Origin of the sequence: Microcoleus sp. B6-A1, from assembly GCF_036705085.1 — a bacterium.
GTDB lineage: Bacteria > Cyanobacteriota > Cyanobacteriia > Cyanobacteriales > Microcoleaceae > Microcoleus.
On record NZ_JAUBTU010000082.1, the window covers coordinates 13328 to 31084 of the forward strand.

At 46.3% G+C, this 17757-nt stretch carries 20 protein-coding genes and 2 pseudogenes; 13 read left to right on the top strand and 9 right to left on the bottom strand.

All coding sequences use genetic code 11. The annotated features are described in order from the left end of the window. Positions 1–109: 109 nt before the first annotated feature. The 6 genes and pseudogenes from folD (at position 110) to QUB11_RS24340 (ending at position 4461) form a co-directional block, all read left to right on the top strand. Entirely contained in the window at positions 110–988 is an 879-nt protein-coding gene (gene folD / locus QUB11_RS24315) for a bifunctional methylenetetrahydrofolate dehydrogenase/methenyltetrahydrofolate cyclohydrolase FolD (RefSeq protein WP_333391894.1), read from the top strand. A 73-nt stretch (positions 989–1061) separates the two neighbouring features. Next, entirely contained in the window at positions 1062–1823 is a 762-nt protein-coding gene (locus QUB11_RS24320; protein WP_333206437.1) for a calcium-binding protein, read from the top strand. 314 nt (positions 1824–2137) lie between these two features. Beyond that, positions 2138–2287 (top strand): annotated as a pseudogene (locus QUB11_RS24325) (bifunctional 5,10-methylene-tetrahydrofolate dehydrogenase/5,10-methylene-tetrahydrofolate cyclohydrolase); the annotation flags it as partial. A 73-nt stretch (positions 2288–2360) separates the two neighbouring features. Further along, the gene (locus tag QUB11_RS24330; protein ID WP_333391896.1) at positions 2361–3161 is read left to right on the top strand and encodes a calcium-binding protein; all 801 of its coding nucleotides are present in this window, start codon (positions 2361–2363) and stop codon (positions 3159–3161) included. Between the two features lie 297 nt (positions 3162–3458). Then, a pseudogene (locus QUB11_RS24335) lies at positions 3459–3626 on the top strand (bifunctional 5,10-methylene-tetrahydrofolate dehydrogenase/5,10-methylene-tetrahydrofolate cyclohydrolase); the annotation flags it as partial. Beyond that, a complete protein-coding gene (locus QUB11_RS24340) occupies positions 3613–4461 on the top strand; it encodes a calcium-binding protein (protein ID WP_333391898.1) in 849 nt (282 codons plus the stop codon). The pseudogene QUB11_RS24335 and the gene QUB11_RS24340, both read left to right, overlap by 14 nt. Before the next feature lie 253 nt (positions 4462–4714). Here the strand turns inward: QUB11_RS24340 and QUB11_RS24345 are convergent, their stop codons facing one another. The 3 genes from QUB11_RS24345 to QUB11_RS24355 all read right to left on the bottom strand — a co-directional run bounded on the left by QUB11_RS24345 (position 4715) and on the right by QUB11_RS24355 (position 6940). Continuing rightward, a complete protein-coding gene (locus tag QUB11_RS24345) occupies positions 4715–5488 on the bottom strand; it encodes a methyltransferase domain-containing protein (protein WP_333391900.1) in 774 nt (257 codons plus the stop codon). A 116-nt stretch (positions 5489–5604) separates the two neighbouring features. Further along, on the bottom strand, positions 5605–6348 hold the full coding sequence (locus QUB11_RS24350) for a class I SAM-dependent methyltransferase (protein WP_333391902.1): 744 nt from the start codon (positions 6346–6348) through the stop codon (positions 5605–5607). A gap of 103 nt (positions 6349–6451) precedes the next feature. Further along, entirely contained in the window at positions 6452–6940 is a 489-nt protein-coding gene (locus QUB11_RS24355) for a GNAT family N-acetyltransferase (RefSeq protein WP_333391904.1), read from the bottom strand. A 110-nt stretch (positions 6941–7050) separates the two neighbouring features. Here QUB11_RS24355 and QUB11_RS24360 point away from each other — a divergent pair, with 110 nt between their 5' ends. From QUB11_RS24360 to QUB11_RS24370, 3 genes are all read left to right on the top strand, one after another. After that, on the top strand, positions 7051–7932 hold the full coding sequence (locus tag QUB11_RS24360) for a LysR family transcriptional regulator (RefSeq protein ID WP_333391905.1): 882 nt from the start codon (positions 7051–7053) through the stop codon (positions 7930–7932). A 204-nt stretch (positions 7933–8136) separates the two neighbouring features. Next, positions 8137–9063 (top strand): geranylgeranyl diphosphate synthase CrtE, encoded by a 927-nt coding sequence (crtE, locus tag QUB11_RS24365; RefSeq protein WP_333179856.1) that lies wholly within the window; start codon positions 8137–8139, stop codon positions 9061–9063. Positions 9064–9077: 14 nt separating this feature from the next. Further along, positions 9078–9536, top strand: a complete 459-nt coding sequence (locus QUB11_RS24370) for a divergent PAP2 family protein (protein ID WP_242722198.1) — start codon at positions 9078–9080, stop codon at positions 9534–9536. A 53-nt stretch (positions 9537–9589) separates the two neighbouring features. On the opposite strand, the gene QUB11_RS24375 is transcribed toward QUB11_RS24370, so the two are convergent. The 4 genes from QUB11_RS24375 to QUB11_RS24390 all read right to left on the bottom strand — a co-directional run bounded on the left by QUB11_RS24375 (position 9590) and on the right by QUB11_RS24390 (position 12038). Next, a complete protein-coding gene (locus QUB11_RS24375; protein ID WP_333206429.1) occupies positions 9590–10093 on the bottom strand; it encodes a YbjN domain-containing protein in 504 nt (167 codons plus the stop codon). Positions 10094–10269: 176 nt separating this feature from the next. Then, on the bottom strand, positions 10270–11175 hold the full coding sequence (locus QUB11_RS24380) for a ferritin-like domain-containing protein (RefSeq protein WP_333206427.1): 906 nt from the start codon (positions 11173–11175) through the stop codon (positions 10270–10272). 303 nt (positions 11176–11478) lie between these two features. After that, the gene (locus tag QUB11_RS24385; RefSeq protein ID WP_333084936.1) at positions 11479–11712 is read right to left on the bottom strand and encodes a hypothetical protein; all 234 of its coding nucleotides are present in this window, start codon (positions 11710–11712) and stop codon (positions 11479–11481) included. Next, complete coding sequence (locus QUB11_RS24390) at positions 11709–12038, bottom strand: hypothetical protein (RefSeq protein ID WP_333206426.1); 330 nt, start codon at positions 12036–12038, stop codon at positions 11709–11711. Before QUB11_RS24390 ends, QUB11_RS24385 begins: the two co-directional genes overlap by 4 nt. Before the next feature lie 34 nt (positions 12039–12072). On the opposite strand from QUB11_RS24390, the gene QUB11_RS24395 reads away from it, so the two are divergent. Continuing rightward, the gene (locus QUB11_RS24395) at positions 12073–12552 is read left to right on the top strand and encodes a hypothetical protein (RefSeq protein ID WP_333206424.1); all 480 of its coding nucleotides are present in this window, start codon (positions 12073–12075) and stop codon (positions 12550–12552) included. 108 nt (positions 12553–12660) lie between these two features. Here the strand turns inward: QUB11_RS24395 and glnA are convergent, their stop codons facing one another. After that, on the bottom strand, positions 12661–14082 hold the full coding sequence (gene glnA / locus QUB11_RS24400; RefSeq protein WP_333206423.1) for a type I glutamate--ammonia ligase: 1422 nt from the start codon (positions 14080–14082) through the stop codon (positions 12661–12663). Positions 14083–14422: 340 nt separating this feature from the next. Here glnA and apcB point away from each other — a divergent pair, with 340 nt between their 5' ends. Then, positions 14423–14932: an allophycocyanin subunit beta gene (gene apcB, locus QUB11_RS24405; RefSeq protein WP_293258696.1), complete on the top strand. Its 510-nt coding sequence runs from the start codon at positions 14423–14425 to the stop codon at positions 14930–14932. 253 nt (positions 14933–15185) lie between these two features. Here apcB and QUB11_RS24410 read toward each other — a convergent pair whose 3' ends face one another. Continuing rightward, a complete protein-coding gene (locus QUB11_RS24410) occupies positions 15186–15425 on the bottom strand; it encodes a hypothetical protein (RefSeq protein ID WP_333230002.1) in 240 nt (79 codons plus the stop codon). A gap of 221 nt (positions 15426–15646) precedes the next feature. On the opposite strand from QUB11_RS24410, the gene QUB11_RS24415 reads away from it, so the two are divergent. Continuing rightward, on the top strand, positions 15647–16543 hold the full coding sequence (locus QUB11_RS24415; protein WP_333206421.1) for a TlyA family RNA methyltransferase: 897 nt from the start codon (positions 15647–15649) through the stop codon (positions 16541–16543). Between the two features lie 136 nt (positions 16544–16679). Then, positions 16680–17369 carry a hypothetical protein gene (locus QUB11_RS24420; RefSeq protein ID WP_333206419.1) on the top strand — a complete coding sequence of 230 codons (690 nt, stop codon included), beginning with the start codon at positions 16680–16682 and terminating at the stop codon, positions 17367–17369. The last annotated feature ends 388 nt before the right edge of the window (positions 17370–17757 follow it).

Here is a 17757-nt window from a genome sequence, read left to right on the forward strand (position 1 = left end):
TTTAACAGAATCCCCAGAATCGATCGCAAGTAAGAAATTTCTCTAGTGTAGTCCTTGGCGGGGATTAAGCTAAAATCTAAAATCGTCAGCCCCTAACCCAGAGTCTACAATGGATGCCAAAACTGCTCAAATACTAGATGGCAAAGCTTTAGCGACAAAGATTCAAAGCGAGCTGAGCGATCGAGTCCGCGCCCTACAACCCCAAAAGGAACGTCCTCCGGGACTTGCGGTGCTGATGGTGGGCGACAACCCAGCTAGCGCCGCCTATGTTCGCAACAAAGAGCGAGCCTGCGCTAAGGTTGGCATAGCTTCCTTCGGCCAGCATTACCCCGCCAACGCTACTCAAGCCGAACTAGAACTTGCAATTCGTGCACTCAACGAGGACGATCGAGTAGACGGCATTTTAGTGCAATTACCGCTACCAGAACACTTAGATGCAATTTCGCTGCTGTATCAAATTGCTCCCGACAAAGATGCTGACGGACTTCACCCTGTAAATTTAGGCCGTCTCGTGCGTGGCGAGGAAGGTTTGCGGAGTTGTACTCCCGCCGGAGTGATGCGGTTATTGCAGGAATACCAGATTGATTTAAAAGGAAAAAATGCCGTTGTTTTGGGACGGAGTATTTTGGTAGGTAAACCGATGGCGCTGATGCTGTTAGAAGCCGACTGCACTGTTACTGTAGCTCATTCGCGGACACAAAACCTAGAATCGATTACCAATCAAGCCGATATTTTAATAGCCGCAGTCGGCCGCACAGAAATGATTACAGCTAATATGGTCAAACCTGGATCAGTAGTAATTGATGTCGGTATTAACCGCGTCGTCAATCCAGACGGTACGAGCCGTTTGGCCGGAGATGTTGATTTTAATGCTGTTAAAAAAGTAGCCGAATTTATCACGCCAGTGCCGGGAGGAATCGGGCCGATGACTGTTGCTATGCTGTTGGAAAATACCGTTTCGAGTTATATTGAATACGGTTCTAATTGAATTATGATCCACTTGTGAGCCAGTATTGGCTCAAGTAGGGTTAGTAATCTACCAACACACAAAGATTTTAACTATGGCTTTAAAACCCGATCCATCAGGAGCATTGCGCTTAATTGGCGACAACACCTCGGAATTAATTGTACTTTCTCCTGGAGCTCTAACCAATTTCCCTTTAGGAGCTTGGGCGCTCGATGGCAACGATACAGTATATGACAACTCAGGTAGCGAGTTAATCCTGGGAAATGAAGGGGAAGATATTCTCGTAGGTTTTGACGGCAATGATTCTTTATTTGGGGGAAAAGGAAGAGATGGCCTGTATGGAACTTTTGGAAATGACTGCCTCAGTGGTGGTCTAGATGCTGATTACCTTGGTGGACAAGCTGGCGATGATATTTTATTTGGGGGTAGAGGCAATGATGTTTTATCCGGCGCAGGGGGGGATAACACTCTGGTTGGCGGCTTGGGCACAGACTTATTAATTTGTGGGTTTGGCAATAATTTATGCGTTCTGGGAATAGATCCTGCCAATACAGATATCAATTCTAGTAATAGAATCGCAGGTCTTGATCCTAATTTAGATCGCATTGGATTAGCGAGTGACTTAACGGTCAATGATATAGTGTTGGAGCAGGTACAGGATGTGACACTAACATTGAGGCAAGATTTGCCACAAGTTATACTACAATCCCTCGATCCAAATGAACTCAGCGAATTTAGCGGCTCTGCTTCAGGAACTCTAATCAGAGTCAGGAATTCTAACGCGATTTTAGGTTTTGTAGAGGATGTAACGCCTAATGAACTACAAAGCAGGATTGTTTCCGTTCAGGGTTTCTAGGGTCAGGACAATCACTGGTGGCCTGAAAAACTTATCATATTGTTAGCCACAAATTAACTCCTGATATTTACAGGACTTACGCAGAAACGCTAGTAGTAGGGTGCGTGTTTCGCACCTTACTACTATGGGTAGTGTAAAAATTGACTATGCAGCGTAAGTCTTGTAAAATTATTTACTCTTTGAGTCTGCCTGGGCGGACGAAAGTTGGTGTAGTAGCGATTTCAAGCTCGGATCGAAATCACTAATCACTAAGATTTACCGTGAGAAATTATTGATAGCAACAACGCGAATTCGGCGTTGCCAATCCAGACGCTACGAGTCGTTTGGCCCCAGATGTGGATTTTAATGCTGTTAAAACAGTAGCCAAATTTATCACGCCGGTGCCGGGAGGAATCGGGCCGATGACTGTTGCTATGCTTTTGGAAAATACCATTTCGAGTTATATTGAATATGGTTTTAATTGAATTATGACCCACTTGTGAGCCAGTATTGGCTCAAGTAGGGTTAGTAATCTACCAATACACAAAGATTTTAACTATGGCTTTAAAACCCGATGCGTCAGGGGCATTGCGCTTAATTGGCGACAACACCTCGGAATTCATTCAACTTTCTCCTGGAGAGCTAACAAACTTCCCTTTAGGAGCTTGGGCGCTCGATGGGGATGATACAGTAAATGGCTCAGGGGCTAGCGAGTTAATCCTGGGAAATCAAGGGGAAGATATTCTCACAGGTTTTGCAGGCAACGATTCTGTATTTGGGGGAAAAGGAAGAGATGCCTTGTTTGGAGGGGAGGGGAATGATTCCCTCAGCGGTGGTCTAGATGCTGATAGGTTTCTAGGAGGCGCTGGCGATGATATTTTATTGGGGGGGAGAGGCAATGATTTGTTATCCGACGGAGAGGGGAATAACACTCTGTTTGGCGGCTTGGGCAGAGACTTCTTCGAGTGTGGGTTTGACAATAATAATTTATGCGTTCTGGGAATAGATCCTGCCACTACAGATATCAATTCTAGTGATATAATCGAACGTTTCGATCCTGATTTAGATCGCATTGGATTAGCGAGTGACTTAACGGTCAATGATATAGTGTTGGAGCCAGTACAGAATGTGGCATTAACATATACGTTCGATGGGCCGCAAGCTTTACAACCATTACTCCCTCCAGGTCCGGCCGGCACAAGTGGATCTGCTTCAGGAACTCAACCCAGAAGCGGAATTACGGGAGTTTATTCAGGAACTCTAATCAGAGTCAGAAATTCTAACGCGATTTTAGGTTTTGTACAGGATGTAACGCCTAATGAACTACAAAGCAGGATTGTTTCCGTTCAGGGTTTCTAAGTTCAGGACAATCACTGGTGGCATGACAAACTTCTCATATTGTTAGCCACAAATTAACTCCTGATATTTACAGAACTTACGCAGAAACGCTAGTAGTAGGGTGCGAAATACGCACCTTACTACTGTGGGTCGTGTAAAAATTGGCTGTGCAGCGTAAGTCCTGTAAAATTATTTACTCTTTGAGTCCGCTTGGAGTGGACGAAAGTTGGTGCAGTAACGATTTCATGCTCGGATGGAAATCACTAATCACTAAGATTTACCGTGAGAAATTATTGATAGCAACAACGCGAATTCGGCGTTGTCAATCCAGACGGTACGAGTCGTTTTGCCCCAGATGTGGACTTTGATGCTGTTAAAACAGTAGCCGGATTTATCACGCCGGTGCCGAGAGGAATCGGGCCGATGAGTGTTGCTATGCTTTTGGAAAATACCGTTTCGAGTTATCTTGAATATGGTTCTAATTGAATTGGGACCAACTTGTGAGCCAGTATTGGCTCAAGTAGGGTTAGTAATCAACCAACACACAAAGATTTTAGCTATGGCTTTAAAACCGGATGCGTCAGGGACATTGCGCTTAATTGGCGACAACACCTCGGAAGGAATTCAACTTACTCCTGGAGATCTAAACAACTTCCCTTTAGGAGCTTGGGCCCTCGATGGCAACGATACAGTAAATGGCTCAGGGGCTAGCGAGTTAATCCTGGGAAATGAAGGGGAAGATTTTCTCACAGGTTTTGCAGGCAACGATTCTGTATTTGGGGGAAAAGGAAGAGATTTCCTGAATGGATCTGATGGAAATGACTGCCTCAGTGGTGGTCTTGATGCTGATTTTTTTCGTGGAGAAGCTGGCGATGATATTTTATTTGGGGGTAGAGGCAATGATGTTTTAGACGGCCAAGATGGGAATAACACTCTGGTTGGTGGCTTGGGCGCAGACTTGTTACTTTGTGAGTTGGGCAATAATTTATGCGTTCTGGGAATAGATCCTGCCACTACAGATATCAATTCTAGTGATCTGATCGCAGGTTTTGATCCTGATGTAGATCGCATTGGATTAGCGAGTGGCTTAACGGTCAATGATATAGTGTTGGAGCCGGTAGAGGATGTGACAGTAACATATAGGTTCGACTTCCCACAAGCTTTACTACAAGTCCTCCCTCCAGAGCTGACCAGCGAATTGAGCGGCCCGGCTTCAGGAACTCTCATCAGAGTTAGAAATTCTAACGCGATTTTAGGTTTGGTAGGCGATGTAACGCCTAATGAACTACAAAGCAGGATTGTTTCCGTTCAGGGTTTCTAAGTTCAGGACAATCAGTGGTAAGCTGACAAACTTATCATATTGTTAGCCAGAAATTAACTCCTGATATTTACAGGACTTACGCAGAAACGCTAGTAGGGTGCGTATTTCGCACCTTACTACTATGGGTCGTGTAAAATTTGACTATGCAGCGTAAGTCTTGTAAAATTGCTTAGTCTTTGAGTCCGCTTGGAGTGGGCGAAAGTTGGTGTAGTAGCGCTTTCAATATCCGATCGACTTCACTAATCACTATGATTTACCGTGAGGAGTCCTTGACAGCAACAACGCGAATTCGCCGATAATCTGCAATCCAATTACCATCGCGGTACAGCGTCGGCCGCAAACGTTCTTCAACTGCGTTAATTACCTGCGATCGCACATCATTAGACAACCCCGACAAAAACTTGCCAGCAAACATCTCAATCCAATTTACCATACCCGCGCTGCCGCCTTCTAGGGGAGTCGGTCGATCGAACAAAACCGCATAACCCACATCAAATCCCTGCTTTTCCAGAAGCCCAGCATACTCGCCAATACTCGGGAAATACCAAGGATTAAGCGCTTCAGGCTCAAGCGGGTCAATTTCTGACAAAACACTCAAAAGTGCGCGGACGATCGCCCCCACGTTCCCCTTACCCCCAAACTCAGCCACAAAACGCCCTCCCGGCTTCAGCGCTTTTTCCACACAATTAATCACAGCATCCGGCTGTTTAATCCAGTGCAAAACCGCATTAGAAAACACAGCATCTAACGGCTCTTCTAGTTGAAAAATCCTCGCATCTTCGACAGAGAACTTAATGTGAGGATAGTTAACTTTTGCCGTGGAAATCATCGACAAAGATGAATCAATACCTTGCACAAAAGCACCACTTTGAGCAATCTTTTCAGTTAACTGTCCCGTACCGCAGCCCAAATCCAGAATTTGTTCGCCAGCCTGCGGAGCGAGTAACTCCACAATTGATTCACCGTACTGCCAAACAAAAGCATGATTTTTCTCATAAAGGGCAGAATTCCAAAAATATTGTGACATCTCTTCTCTTCCTTTCTCTTCTTTTCTCATCTCTTCGCGTTCTTCGCGCCTTCGCGGGACGAAAGTTGGTGTAGTAGCGATTTCAAGCTCTGATCGCAATCACTAATCACTATGATTTAGCGTGAGGAATTTTTGATAGCGCGAACACGAATTCGGCGATAATCTGCAATCCAATTACCATTGCGGTCCAGCGCCGGCCGCCAACGTTCTGCAACTTGGTTAATTACGTGCGATCGCACATCCTCAGACAACTCCCCCCAAAACTCGCCAGCAAACCTCTGAATCCAACTTTCCAGACCCCACATGCCAACTTGTACGGGGGGAGTCGGGGGTTCGACCAAAACCGCCTCACGCACATCAAATCCGTGCTGTTGCAGAAGCCCAGCATACTCGTCAATACTCGGACAATACCAAGGATTATGCGCTTCAGGCTCCTGGCCGCTAATTGCTGACAAAACAACACTCAAATGTGCGCAGATGATCGCCCCCACGTACCCCTCCCAGTTAAACTCTGCCACAAAACGCCCTCCCGGCTGCAGCGCTTGTTCCACACAATTAATCACAGCATCCGGCTCTTTAATCCAGTGCAAAACCTCATGAGAAAACACAGCATCTAACGGCTCTTCTACGTGAAAATCCCTCGCATCTTCGACAGAGAAATTAATGCGAGGATGGTTAACTCTTGCCGTGTCAATCATCTGCTTAGATGAATCAATACCTTGCACAAAAGCACCACTTTGAGCAATTCTTGCAGTTAACTCTCCCGTACCGCATCCCAAATCCAGAATTTTTTCACCAGCCTGCGGAGCGAGTAACTCCACAAGAGATTCACCGCCAAACAAAAGCATGATTTTTCTCATAAAGGGCAGAATTCCAAAAATATTGTAACATCTCTTCTCTTCTTTTCTCTTCTTTTCTCATCTCTTCGCGTTCTTCGCGCCTTCGCGGTTCGTTATGAAAAAATTATTTGCCAGCAAGCAGACCAATTCCATCGCCATCAATACGGCAAACCCTAATATTTTCCAAAATCCGCGCTCCTTGCTTTTCATAAAAAGCTATTCCCGGCGCATTGCCAGTATTAACAGTCCATTCCATACGCCCGCAATTTGTTGACTCAGCAATTTTTGCCAAAGACTTTAACAGCGCTGTACCGACTCCCATACCGCGCAGAGGAGCTTCCACAAATAAATCATCAAGCCAAAGACACGGCTGCGTCAATAAACTTGAATAGGAGGAATAAAACATAGCAAATCCTACCGCTTTTCCCGCAATTTCCGCCAACAAAACCCGCACTAGCGGAGACTGGCAAAACAACGTTTGCTGCAATTTTTCTGCTGTTGCTGCCAACAAATTTTTAGAGCCATCAAACTCGCTTTTTTGCGAAATAAAATCCACGATTAATTCCAAATCTGCCAGCTCTGCTTCTTTAATTTTGATATCCAAATTAGCCATTGTTTAATTCTCCACTTCGCCTATTAATCACTGTATGAAATATCATCATCAATGTCCAATATATGTTTAACTAACAACTTAGACTTTTAAAATATCAATCATTGGGACTTATGGAACTTCGGCATTTGCGTTATTTCATTGCAGTTGCAGAGGAACTGAATTTCACTCGTGCAGCCGAAAAACTGCATATTGCCCAACCTCCGCTGAGCCAACAAATCCAGCATTTAGAGGCAGAGTTGGGGTTTCAACTGTTTCGCCGCACCAAGCGGACGGTGCAGTTAACGGCAGCGGGACAGGTTTTTTTCGAGGAGGCCGGGAAAATTCTGCAGCAAGTCGATCGAGCAATTCAACTCGGCAGACAAACCAGTCGGGGCGAACTCGGCCAACTGACGATCGGCTTTGTGAGTTCTGCCGCACACAACGTGGTTCCAGCGATTTTGCAGGCCTTTCGCACTCGGTGTCCCGCCGTTAAGCTCGAACTGCACGAACAGACGACAAACGAACAGTTGCAGCGGCTGCGGTTCGGGCAAATTGATATCGGCTTCGTGCGTCCTCCGGTTGAGGAAGAGGGGATAAATTCTGAAATCGTTTTTCGAGAACCGCTGATCGTCGCACTGCCAGAAACGCATCCGGCGGCCGATCGCACGCATCTTGAATTACGCGAACTTTCCACGGAACCGTTCATTTTGTTTCCGCGTTCCCAGGCTCCGGGATTGTACGATGCGATCGTCAGTCTTTGTCAACAAGCAGGTTTTAGCCCTCGCGCAGCTCAAGAAGCAATTCAAATGCAAACCATTGTGAGTCTGGTAGCCGCCGAGATGGGAGTGGCGATCGTCCCGGCGTCGATGCAAAATTTCCAGCGCAGCGGGGTTGTTTACAAAGCGTTACCAGAATCAACCTGTATTGTGGCAATCGCTCTGATTTGGCGAAGCGATCCAACGGCGGCGGTGCAGCGGTTTTTGGAAGTCGCCAGACAGCAGCAGCGGATTTGAGATTTGAGATTTGAGATTGTAAATTTTAGATTGACTGGTAATTTGACAAAGTTATCAAAACTCAAAGATTTTCTGTGCAACAACACCCGTAGAATGATTAATTGATGCTCGGAGTTCGAGCAAGTACCGCCGTAAAAGTCGGCACGATGCGACCCGAACGGCTCAGAATATCCCACATAACTATTCAGTACAAGAGAGCAAGGGATGGTATTGGCAACAGAAATGGGTTCGTCCCAACCGGAATCCTCTTTCGACCTATCTACTTATCTAGTCAATCGAAAAGAGGCGATCGAGGTAGCTCTCGACAGTGCACTGCCGGTCATCTACCCAGAGAAAATCTACGAAGCAATGCGCTACTCGCTGCTAGCGGGGGGCAAGCGCCTGCGTCCGATCCTGTGTCTCGCTAGCTGCGAACTGGCCGGCGGCACTACATCTATGGCAATTCCGACAGCTTGCGCTTTGGAAATGATCCACACGATGTCGCTGATTCACGACGATTTGCCGGCAATGGACAATGACGACTACCGGCGTGGCAAACTGACGAACCACAAAGTCTACGGCGAGGATATTGCCATTTTGGCTGGCGATGGTTTGTTGACCTATGCTTTTGAATTTATCGCTACTAAAACTGAGAACGTACCCCCCCAGCAGGTGTTGCAGACGATCGCCCATTTGGCGCGGGCATCGGGTGCTGCTGGACTCGTAGGCGGTCAGGTGGTTGACTTGGAATCCGAAGGAAAGACAGATGTTTCTCTGGAAACTTTGAATTACATTCATGCTCACAAAACAGGGGCGCTGTTAGAGGCCTGCGTAGTTTGTGGGGCGATTCTGGCTGGGGCCTCAGCAGCAGATTTGCAGCGGCTGTCTCGTTTCGCTCAAAATATTGGGCTGGCTTTCCAGATCATTGACGACATTCTGGATATTACTGCTACTCAAGAAGAACTGGGCAAAACTGCTGGCAAAGATGTTCAAGCAGGAAAAGTCACTTATCCGAGTTTGTGGGGAATTGAGGAGTCTCGGCGCCAAGCTTCGCAGCTTGTTGCTGATGCTAAGGCTCAATTGGCAGTGTTTGGGAGCAAAGCTCTACCGCTGCTGGCGATCGCCGATTTTATTACCAGCCGCAGTAACTAGAAATACTAAACACTATGCAGGAAATTTGCAGCGGCATCTTAAACAATCATGTACTCGTGGTTGCTTTGCTTGCTTGTCTGGCGGCTCAGATCATGAAGTTGCCGATCGAGTTGGTCAAAAATCGCAAGTTTAATCTTCGGTATTTGGTAACAACGGGGGGAATGCCCAGCGCTCACTCGTCTTTTGTGGGCGCTTTGGCTGCTGGAGTGGGACAAACGATGGGATGGGAAAGTCCAGACTTTGCGATCGCTGCGATCTTTGCAATTATTGTCATGTACGACGCTGCAGGCGTTCGCCAAGCAGCAGGCAAGCAAGCTCGCATCCTCAACCAAATTATTGATGAGTTTTTTGAGGAAGATCACAACCTTAATGAGGCTCGCCTGAAAGAGTTGCTAGGACACACTCCTTTTCAAGTGCTTGTAGGTTTGGGGCTGGGAATCACTATTGCTTGGATCGCAGGGCCTGCATATTAGTTAACTGTTAACTGTTGACTGTTGACTGTTGACTGTTAACTGTTAACTAATGACTACTGACCGAATTCTGCTTGCAGCAGGTCATCGTTGTCATCGGCGATCGTGGCGACAATAGTAATAACCCGAGAAATTTCCCCGGCCGAGATTTCGGCGATCGTCCGAGTAGATATTACCGCAACTTGATTGTCAACAATCGCAAAATGAGATTCCAAAGTAGACAGCCAATTCATTTCTAGAAGTTTCCGCATTAATTGAGCTTCATTCTTCGCCGGCAACTGCAGTACAAAAGCCCAAACAGTCAAAGTATCATCTTCGGTGTCGCCGGTGAGTTGCACGAACACTTCAACACTGCCGTACTTAAACTTCCAAAGATGTCCGCCAGCTTCATTTTGACCGACCATCACTTTTTGGTCTACAGCCATGCTGGCGATGACAGTTTCAATTTCTTCTGCATAGGTGACGGCTGTGGCTTTTTCGACCTGCTCGGAGGCGATCGCGCTTTCACTCGATAGGCTTTCTGCGGAAGCTGTTTGTATGTTCGGCTCGCTGGTAGTCATAATTATATTTAGATGGAAAACTATTCCAATAATCAGTTTACTGGCTAAAGCTTAAAATTATGATTTTAAATAACTGGTTCCGAGGCTATGCCAAGGAACCAGTATATCTCGCTTGTTTGCGGAGGCAGACGCAAGTTTGACTGGCAAAGCGGTTTCAAGCAGGTGCGCGATCGTTTTTAAGCCTTGGGCTTAGTCGCCGCCGCCTTCTTCTCAATGTTATTCAAGCCGTTGAGGAACATCGGCACCAATTTCTCCACAAATGCCTGGGGGTCGCGGTTCCAGGCGCGCTGAGCTACATCGACTCTGGTCATTTGCAGATCCGGGGCCAGGAGGGTTCTGGGCAAGCGTTCCATCAGGTATTGCGGGCGTTCCCACATCGGCATGGTGTTGGCAATATCCACGAGGCGGGTGACGCGACGGAGTTCGGCCCCCAGCATGATATCCATTCCCGATTCAAATGCTGCTTGTTCGATCGCCACATACTTGCGCTTTGCCTGTTCCACCTTTTGGCGGTGTTCCGGGCTTTTGTCGGCGATTTGGGCCAGCCAGCGGTTGCCCCAGCGGACGTGACCAGCTTCTTCGGGAAAAATCTTTTCGATTGTTTCGCGGATTTTGACGTTTTCTGCGGTTTGGGGAGCCTGTTTGAGGGCGTGGATGTGCGCTGAGAAGTATTCGCAGCCCCGCTTCTCGGTGACGTTAATCGCGGCGAGGGAAGAAATTACGAAGTCTTCGCGGTTTGTGGTGGGGTCTTGTTGTTCGCTGTCATACAACCTTTCAAATTCGTCAATGTAGGAGACTCCCGGCGGCGTTCCCACATTTTGGCCGAGGTCTACCAGCAAGTCGGTGAGCCACATAGCGTGTCGCGCTTCGTCGGAAATGTGCCGGGAGAGGTCGCGCACGAGTTCGGCTGGTTCCCCGTTTAGCTGTTCGATCACCTCGGTGAGGTCTTTGCAACTGCGCTGTTCGCTGTAGCGGTAGCGGTTGAGGGTGATCAGGTGAATTTCGCGATCGCGCACTACATTAGCTAAAATTTCGCGCGCTCCCATTGCGTTGCGAAGCTTGCGGGGATAGGCAACAGTCATGGTTTTATGTTGTTTTGTAAAGATACCTATATAAGTGTAACGCAGTTTTTGGGCTTCCTAATTCACTCGCAAGGCAGAAAGTTATTGTTTAGCACGGATATTCAGTTTTATACAGACAATTTTTTTACTAGCTCAACCAACGAAAATAATTTGGAGTTGCGAGCCATACCATTTTAGATGTTAGATTTTAGATTAAAAATGACTGATGACTATCAGGGTTGGGAGCTTTTATACAGTTAGATTATTTTTTTAAACTGCTATCACGCAAGGGTGGCGCGGATCGCAGAAAGCAATCTCACGCACTCAAAACTCTTCAGGTTCCGTCGAGTCTGAAGCCTCAACACTAGCAGACTCTTGTTGAAATTTTCGCGCCTCTTCTACTTCTAACCTAGCCAAAGTTGTCGCCACATCGGCTAACTGTAAAGCCAGATTCATCCGACAAACCGGGTTTTTTTCCCTCCACAGGTCTTTTGCCAAGAAATGTACTCGATAACGAAACATTTTAATTGAATTTGGCGGAGTAACTTTCACGGTCATAGTCTTTCTTCGGTTGAAGTTTGAATGCGGAGCAGCACCCGTTGTAGCTCCAAGTAAACAAATGTCAGCATGATTACTTTATCTTCATCGGTGATTGTAACACTACAGGTTGCCGATCGAGGTTCAACGCCTTCGTGCCTGACAACTACAGTATATTTTCCCGGCTTCAGGTTATCAAAATTCACATCGGCCTCAAACAGGTCAACTGTCTCCTCGGCCAGCACTCGTCCTTCTTGAGTCAGTAAAGTGACAAACGCAATGCCGTCAACTGAAGTCATGGCGACGTTACTCTGATTGCGGATCATCACAAAAATATCGGACATCATTGGGTCATTGGTAATTGCTAATTGCTAATTTAGAATGAGTGCAGAATCTCACAAACAAAGGAGCATAAATACGGTGAATCATTTCAAGTTTTTGCTAATTTTTACTATTAGTGCAGCGGTTCTCGGTTTAGGAAAAAGTGGGGTCCTAGCTGCTATCTCAAATATCTCTGAGAATGAGCCTGGTTTGCAGCTTCACGGCGTGCGGGTTGCTCAAAGGGACGATCGCAATTTAAGCAACTCGAAAGGTACATTAAAAGAAGGCAGTGCCCTCTCTATCGATCCTGATGAAGTTACGGGCATACCACAAGCTGAGGCGCGACAGCGTTTCATTTTGAATAAGATATATCGGGTTCAGGAAGGCACTACCGCTGACGATTTGTTTATTGTTGATGAGAAAGCAAATAAATGGGCTGTAGAGGATGTCTCTGAGGCTACAATGGGCCCTACTACTAACAGCGTTGCCCAGATAGTGTCGGGTAACGGGAGAGTCTGGGCGCTGATCCAGAAGTTCTAAACTCAAAAAGAACGCCGCTTTTAAGGGCGGCGTTCTTATTAATTAAAAATCACCGTTAAAAATGGTATAATTACCAGTTTTAACTTTTAATTTTCAATTATTAATTTTCTAACAGTCGTAGTAGAGAGCAAACTCGTAGGGGTGAGGACGCAGCCGCATTGGGTTGACTTCATTATCGAGTTTGTAGGAAATCCAAGTTTGGATGAAGTCTTCGGTAAATACGCCGGTTTCAGTTAAGAAACTGTGGTCTTTTTCTAAAGCTTCTAAAGCGCCTTCCAAGGAACCGGGAGTCGAAGGAATCTTGCTCAATTCTTCAGGGGAAAGGTCGTAGATATCCACGTCCAAAGGTTCGCCCGGATCGATTTGATTCTTGATGCCGTCTATGCCGGCACACAGCATGGCTGCAAATGCTAAATAGGGGTTGGATGTGGCATCGGGACAGCGGAATTCTAACCGCTTGGCTTTGGGGTTGGTTCCCGACAACGGAATCCGCACTGATGCCGATCGATTTCCTTGAGAGTAAGCTAAGTTTACAGGCGCTTCAAAACCAGGAACTAAGCGCTTGTAGGAATTTGTTGTGGGATTGGTGAGTGCCAAAAGTGCCGGGGCGTGCTTGAGAATTCCGCCGATGTAATGCAGTCCCATTTGACTGAAACCAGCATATTGATCGCCTGCAAATAGAGGTTGGCCGTCTTTCCAAATCGACTGGTGAACGTGCATCCCGGAACCGTTGTCGTTAAATAGCGGTTTGGGCATGAAGGTGATGGTTTTGCCGTATTTTTTGCCGACGTTTTTGATTACGTATTTGTAAGTCAGTAAGTAGTCGGCGGCTTTTACCAAAGTATCAAAGCGGAAGCCGAGTTCGCATTGACCGCCGGTGGCGACTTCGTGGTGGTGCTTTTCGATGGGTACGCCGCATTTTGCCATTGTCAGCAGCATTTCCGTTCTCATGTCTTGAGAGGTATCGGTTGGTGCTACTGGGAAATAACCTTCTTTGTAACGCGGTTTGTAACCGAGGTTGCCGCCTGCTTCTTCTTTGCCGGAATTCCAACGACCTTCGATCGAATCTACGTAATAGTAGCCGGAATTTTGGGTTTGGTCGAAGCGAACGTCGTCAAAAATAAAGAATTCTGCTTCCGGGCCAAAGAATGCTGTATCGCCGAGACCGGTCGAAAGCAAGTAGTCTATGGCTTTTTGGGCAATGGTGCGAGGACAGCGACTGTACGGTTGGCCGGTGCGAGGTTCTTTGATGCTGCAAATGAAGCTGATGGTAGGTTCTGCCATGAACGGGTCCATCCAAGCGGTGGTCGGATCGATGACCATCGTCATGTCTGATTCGTTGATGGCTTTCCAGCCCCTAATGCTGGAACCGTCGAAGGGTACGCCGTCTGTGAATGCGGTTTCGTCGATTTGGTCGTGGTACAGGGAAAGGTGCTGCCAGATCCCCGGCATATCGATGAATTTGAGGTCAACGATCTGGATCTTATTTTCTTGTATGTAGTTTAAGGCTTCTTGGGGTGTCTGGAACATGACTTACTCCTGATATTGGTTGTGTCTTGGCGATCGGCCGATTTCAGACTGTGTGGGCGATCGTAGGCCTTCAGTATCCACTATTTTGTATCTATGGCTACAAAATTTTGAAATAGCGGCCCAGTGCGGTCGGGCAGTTCGAGATTCTTGCCCTGTGGATTATTTGTCGGCTGAAGATACAAGGCAAACGGCTGAATTTTACGACAGTTTGCCGCAGATAGACTACCCTTGGTGAAAATCCTATCTCAAATCTTAATCAAACGCCGATTTGTAGTAGTCTACAATAGGCGGTCTGTCTCAGATAGCAAAGTATTGATAAAGATTTTTGGGAGAGAAACTTATGCGCGATGCAGTGACGAGCCTGATTGAAAATTATGATGTTGCTGGTAGGTATTTAGACCGAGATGGTATCGATCGGTTGAAATCTTATTTTGCAACGGGCACGGCACGGGTACAGGCGGCGGCTGCGATTAACAGCAATGCTGCGGCAATTGTCAAGCAAGCTGGTATCCAGCTATTTGCTGAACAGCCAGAACTGATCCGTCCCGGGGGAAATGCCTACACGACTCGTCGCTACGCGGCTTGTCTGCGGGATATGGACTACTACTTGCGCTATGCTACTTACGCCCTGGTAGCTGGAAGTACCGACGTGCTCGACGAGCGCGTGCTGCAAGGTTTGCGAGAAACTTACAATTCTCTAAGCGTTCCCATTGGCCCGACGGTGATGGGGATTAGCATTATGAAGGAGATGGTTAAGGCTCAGGTGGAAGCTGCTGGCTTGTCTGTGGGGCCTTTTTTGGATCAGCCTTTTGATTACATGATTCGCGAATTGAGCGAACAAGATATTTAAGTCAATTTGCTAGTTCTTTTAGCAGCAAATTGCACTTGTGGCTTGCAGTTAGCAGCAGTTGGATCGATCGCTTTTTTTGGCCTCACAGCCTCCAAGCGATCTTTTTTTATGGGTTAGAAAATTTTAGATTAAAGATTTCAGATTAAAAATTATAGATTAAAAATTATAGATTAAAAATTTGAATAATTGGGAATGACTGATGATTTAAGGGTTTGGAGCTTCCCTATAATTGCATTCTTGTTTGAAACGGGTGCTAAAAATCGTCAACACATCCCCAGACGAGGCATTTGTCTAGGGGATTTTTGGTTTGGCGCCGATCGATTTGTGCGGTGGTTGTTGCTTCTACTTCGCCATTGGGGTAAAGAATGTGGATGATGTCACCGCTGACGAAGGCGAGGGGATTGTCTTGACAATTGCCCGAATTTCTGATAGGAAAGTTAATTGTTTTCATTGTCGATCGTCCTGATGGTATTTGTAGTGCTTTTAGCTGCATATAAATCATCCGCTAGTCGCAAAAATTATTGTGTGATTCTACGGATGTTTATCTGTGATAAAACTACACACTCAGAGCGATCCCAGTCACATCATGTGAGGTGGGGCGATCGCCCCGCGACAATCGCAAAACCAAAATAATCGCCAAAAATTAGCAGTGGGGCTTGTGCGTAAGTGCTAATCTGGTACTGTTCTTAACCCTATCCGTACAGATTAAAAACCTTGGCTAAACAGCGACTAGACACTTTATTGGTCAGCCTAGATTTGTGCAGTTCCAGACAGCAAGCTCAGGCCTTGATTCGGACTGGAAAAGTCTCTATCAACCAGCAGGTAGTTGACAAACCGGGCACTGAGGTTGACATTGCAGCAAAAATTCAGATAAAAGAGCGATCGCGCTATGTTTCCAGAGGCGGTGACAAATTAGCCAAAGCTTTAGAAGTTTTTGCGATTCCCGTTGCAGGCAGAATTTGTCTCGACGGCGGCATTTCCACAGGCGGTTTTACCGACTGTTTGCTGCAAGCCGGCGCGGCCCTAGTGTACGGCGTAGACGTTGGCTACGGTCAAGCAGATTGGGGCTTGCGTAACGATCCAAGGGTAATTTTGAAAGAACGCACCAATTTGCGGTACATGACTGCTACTGAGCTTTATGGGGAGTCACCCCCCCCAGCCCCCCCTTGTCAAGGGGGGGAGCAAGATTCTTTGCCAATAGGGGTTTATGCAGATTTGGCGGTAGTAGATGTGTCGTTTATTTCCCTGGATAAGATTTTACCGGCGCTGTGGGAATTGTTGATACCACCGCGAGAAGCAGTGTTGCTGGTAAAACCGCAGTTTGAGGTAGGGCGCGAGAGAGTCGGGAAAAAAGGCGTAGTGCGAGACTCCGCAACTCAAGCTGATGCGATTTTTCAAGTGTGGAAGGCAGCCACAGCTTTAGGATGGCAGCAACGCGGCTTAACGTGGTCGCCTTTACTTGGCCCGGCCGGTAATATCGAGTATCTTTTATGGTTGGGGATCGATCGCGAACAAGAAACAGACCACAGGGCGATCGAAGAGGATGTTGTGAAGGAACGGATCGCACAAGTCACCAAAGCGGCCGCGCGGGAACTTGTCGATCGATTGTAGATTGTAGATTTTAGATTGATTTCAAGAGGTCAAGCTAATCAATTTTAAAAGTCAAATTTGGAACTCCAGATTGCTCTAAAATTTTCAATTTTTTTGTCAATCAGACTCCTAAACTTTCACAAGAGTGAATAATTCCATGCAATCATTCAAACAAGCCGGTTCGATTTTACTGTACGTTCTAGGTGGCATCGGGTATGTGGCGATTGTAGCTACTATTGTAGGCGTTTCAATGCTGATAAAGTGGGCGGCTCTGCTACTAGCTGACAAATTATTATATACAATTCTGATTATCGGTGATTTGTTGAGGGGCATCGAAATTATTGAACTGTTAAATATATTGATATTTGCATTTATCGGTATGGGAGTGGGTGTGGCGACAAATCTTCTACCCCCTAAATACGGTCGCAAAGTTAGTGCAGCTTTCTTGATAGTTATAGTTCCCTTAGTGTTTATGATTACGCCAGCCATCAGATATAATTCTTGGCTGGTAAAAGTAGGAGAATCTGATAAATTATCGCCTCCGGAAACTGCAACATTAACTAACTCATTTTTGAATAGAAAAGTAGGAGTGCCAGGTTTTATCGGTTATTACGTATATACTGGTCAGTTTCCGGTTATTCCGACGAAACAATCTGAGATGAAAGACCTCGACAGCTTTGAAAAAAAAGTTAATTCCAGATTTGTACAGTTAACAGGTATTGCTCCGACTATTGTTTCTTGGTCAATGCGGGTTTGTTTTTGGCTGATTAGAATATTTTACTTTTCTATAGCGGTAATTGCGACCATCGCGCATTTTAGAGAAGGTGTGAGAATCGCGAGACGGTAATACGATTTTCGATTTTCGATTTTCGATAGATCCTAAGCTGTTGTGCATTTAAATAGAATGTCAAAAAACAATCTAATTCTTGTGGGGAGTAGGGGTTGGGCCGTCTAGCCCGCCCTGAATATGCAATTTAAATGCGTGACAGCTTAGCTCTTCGATTCTTAAGAAATAACGCTCTTCTGACCGAAAGCATCCAGGATACAAGCTCCCCGATTCATTCCGAAAGCAGACTCAGGACCGGTGAAATAAAAAACCTGTATCCGATGAAACTTGCCGAACGTATTTCTCTCGCGCAAGTCAATGCTTCAATCTAAAATCCCACATTCCGCAGATGTGATTATCTTACTGGTATTTTTCAAAAATCAAAGCCATAAAGCTTTTTTTAGTCTAA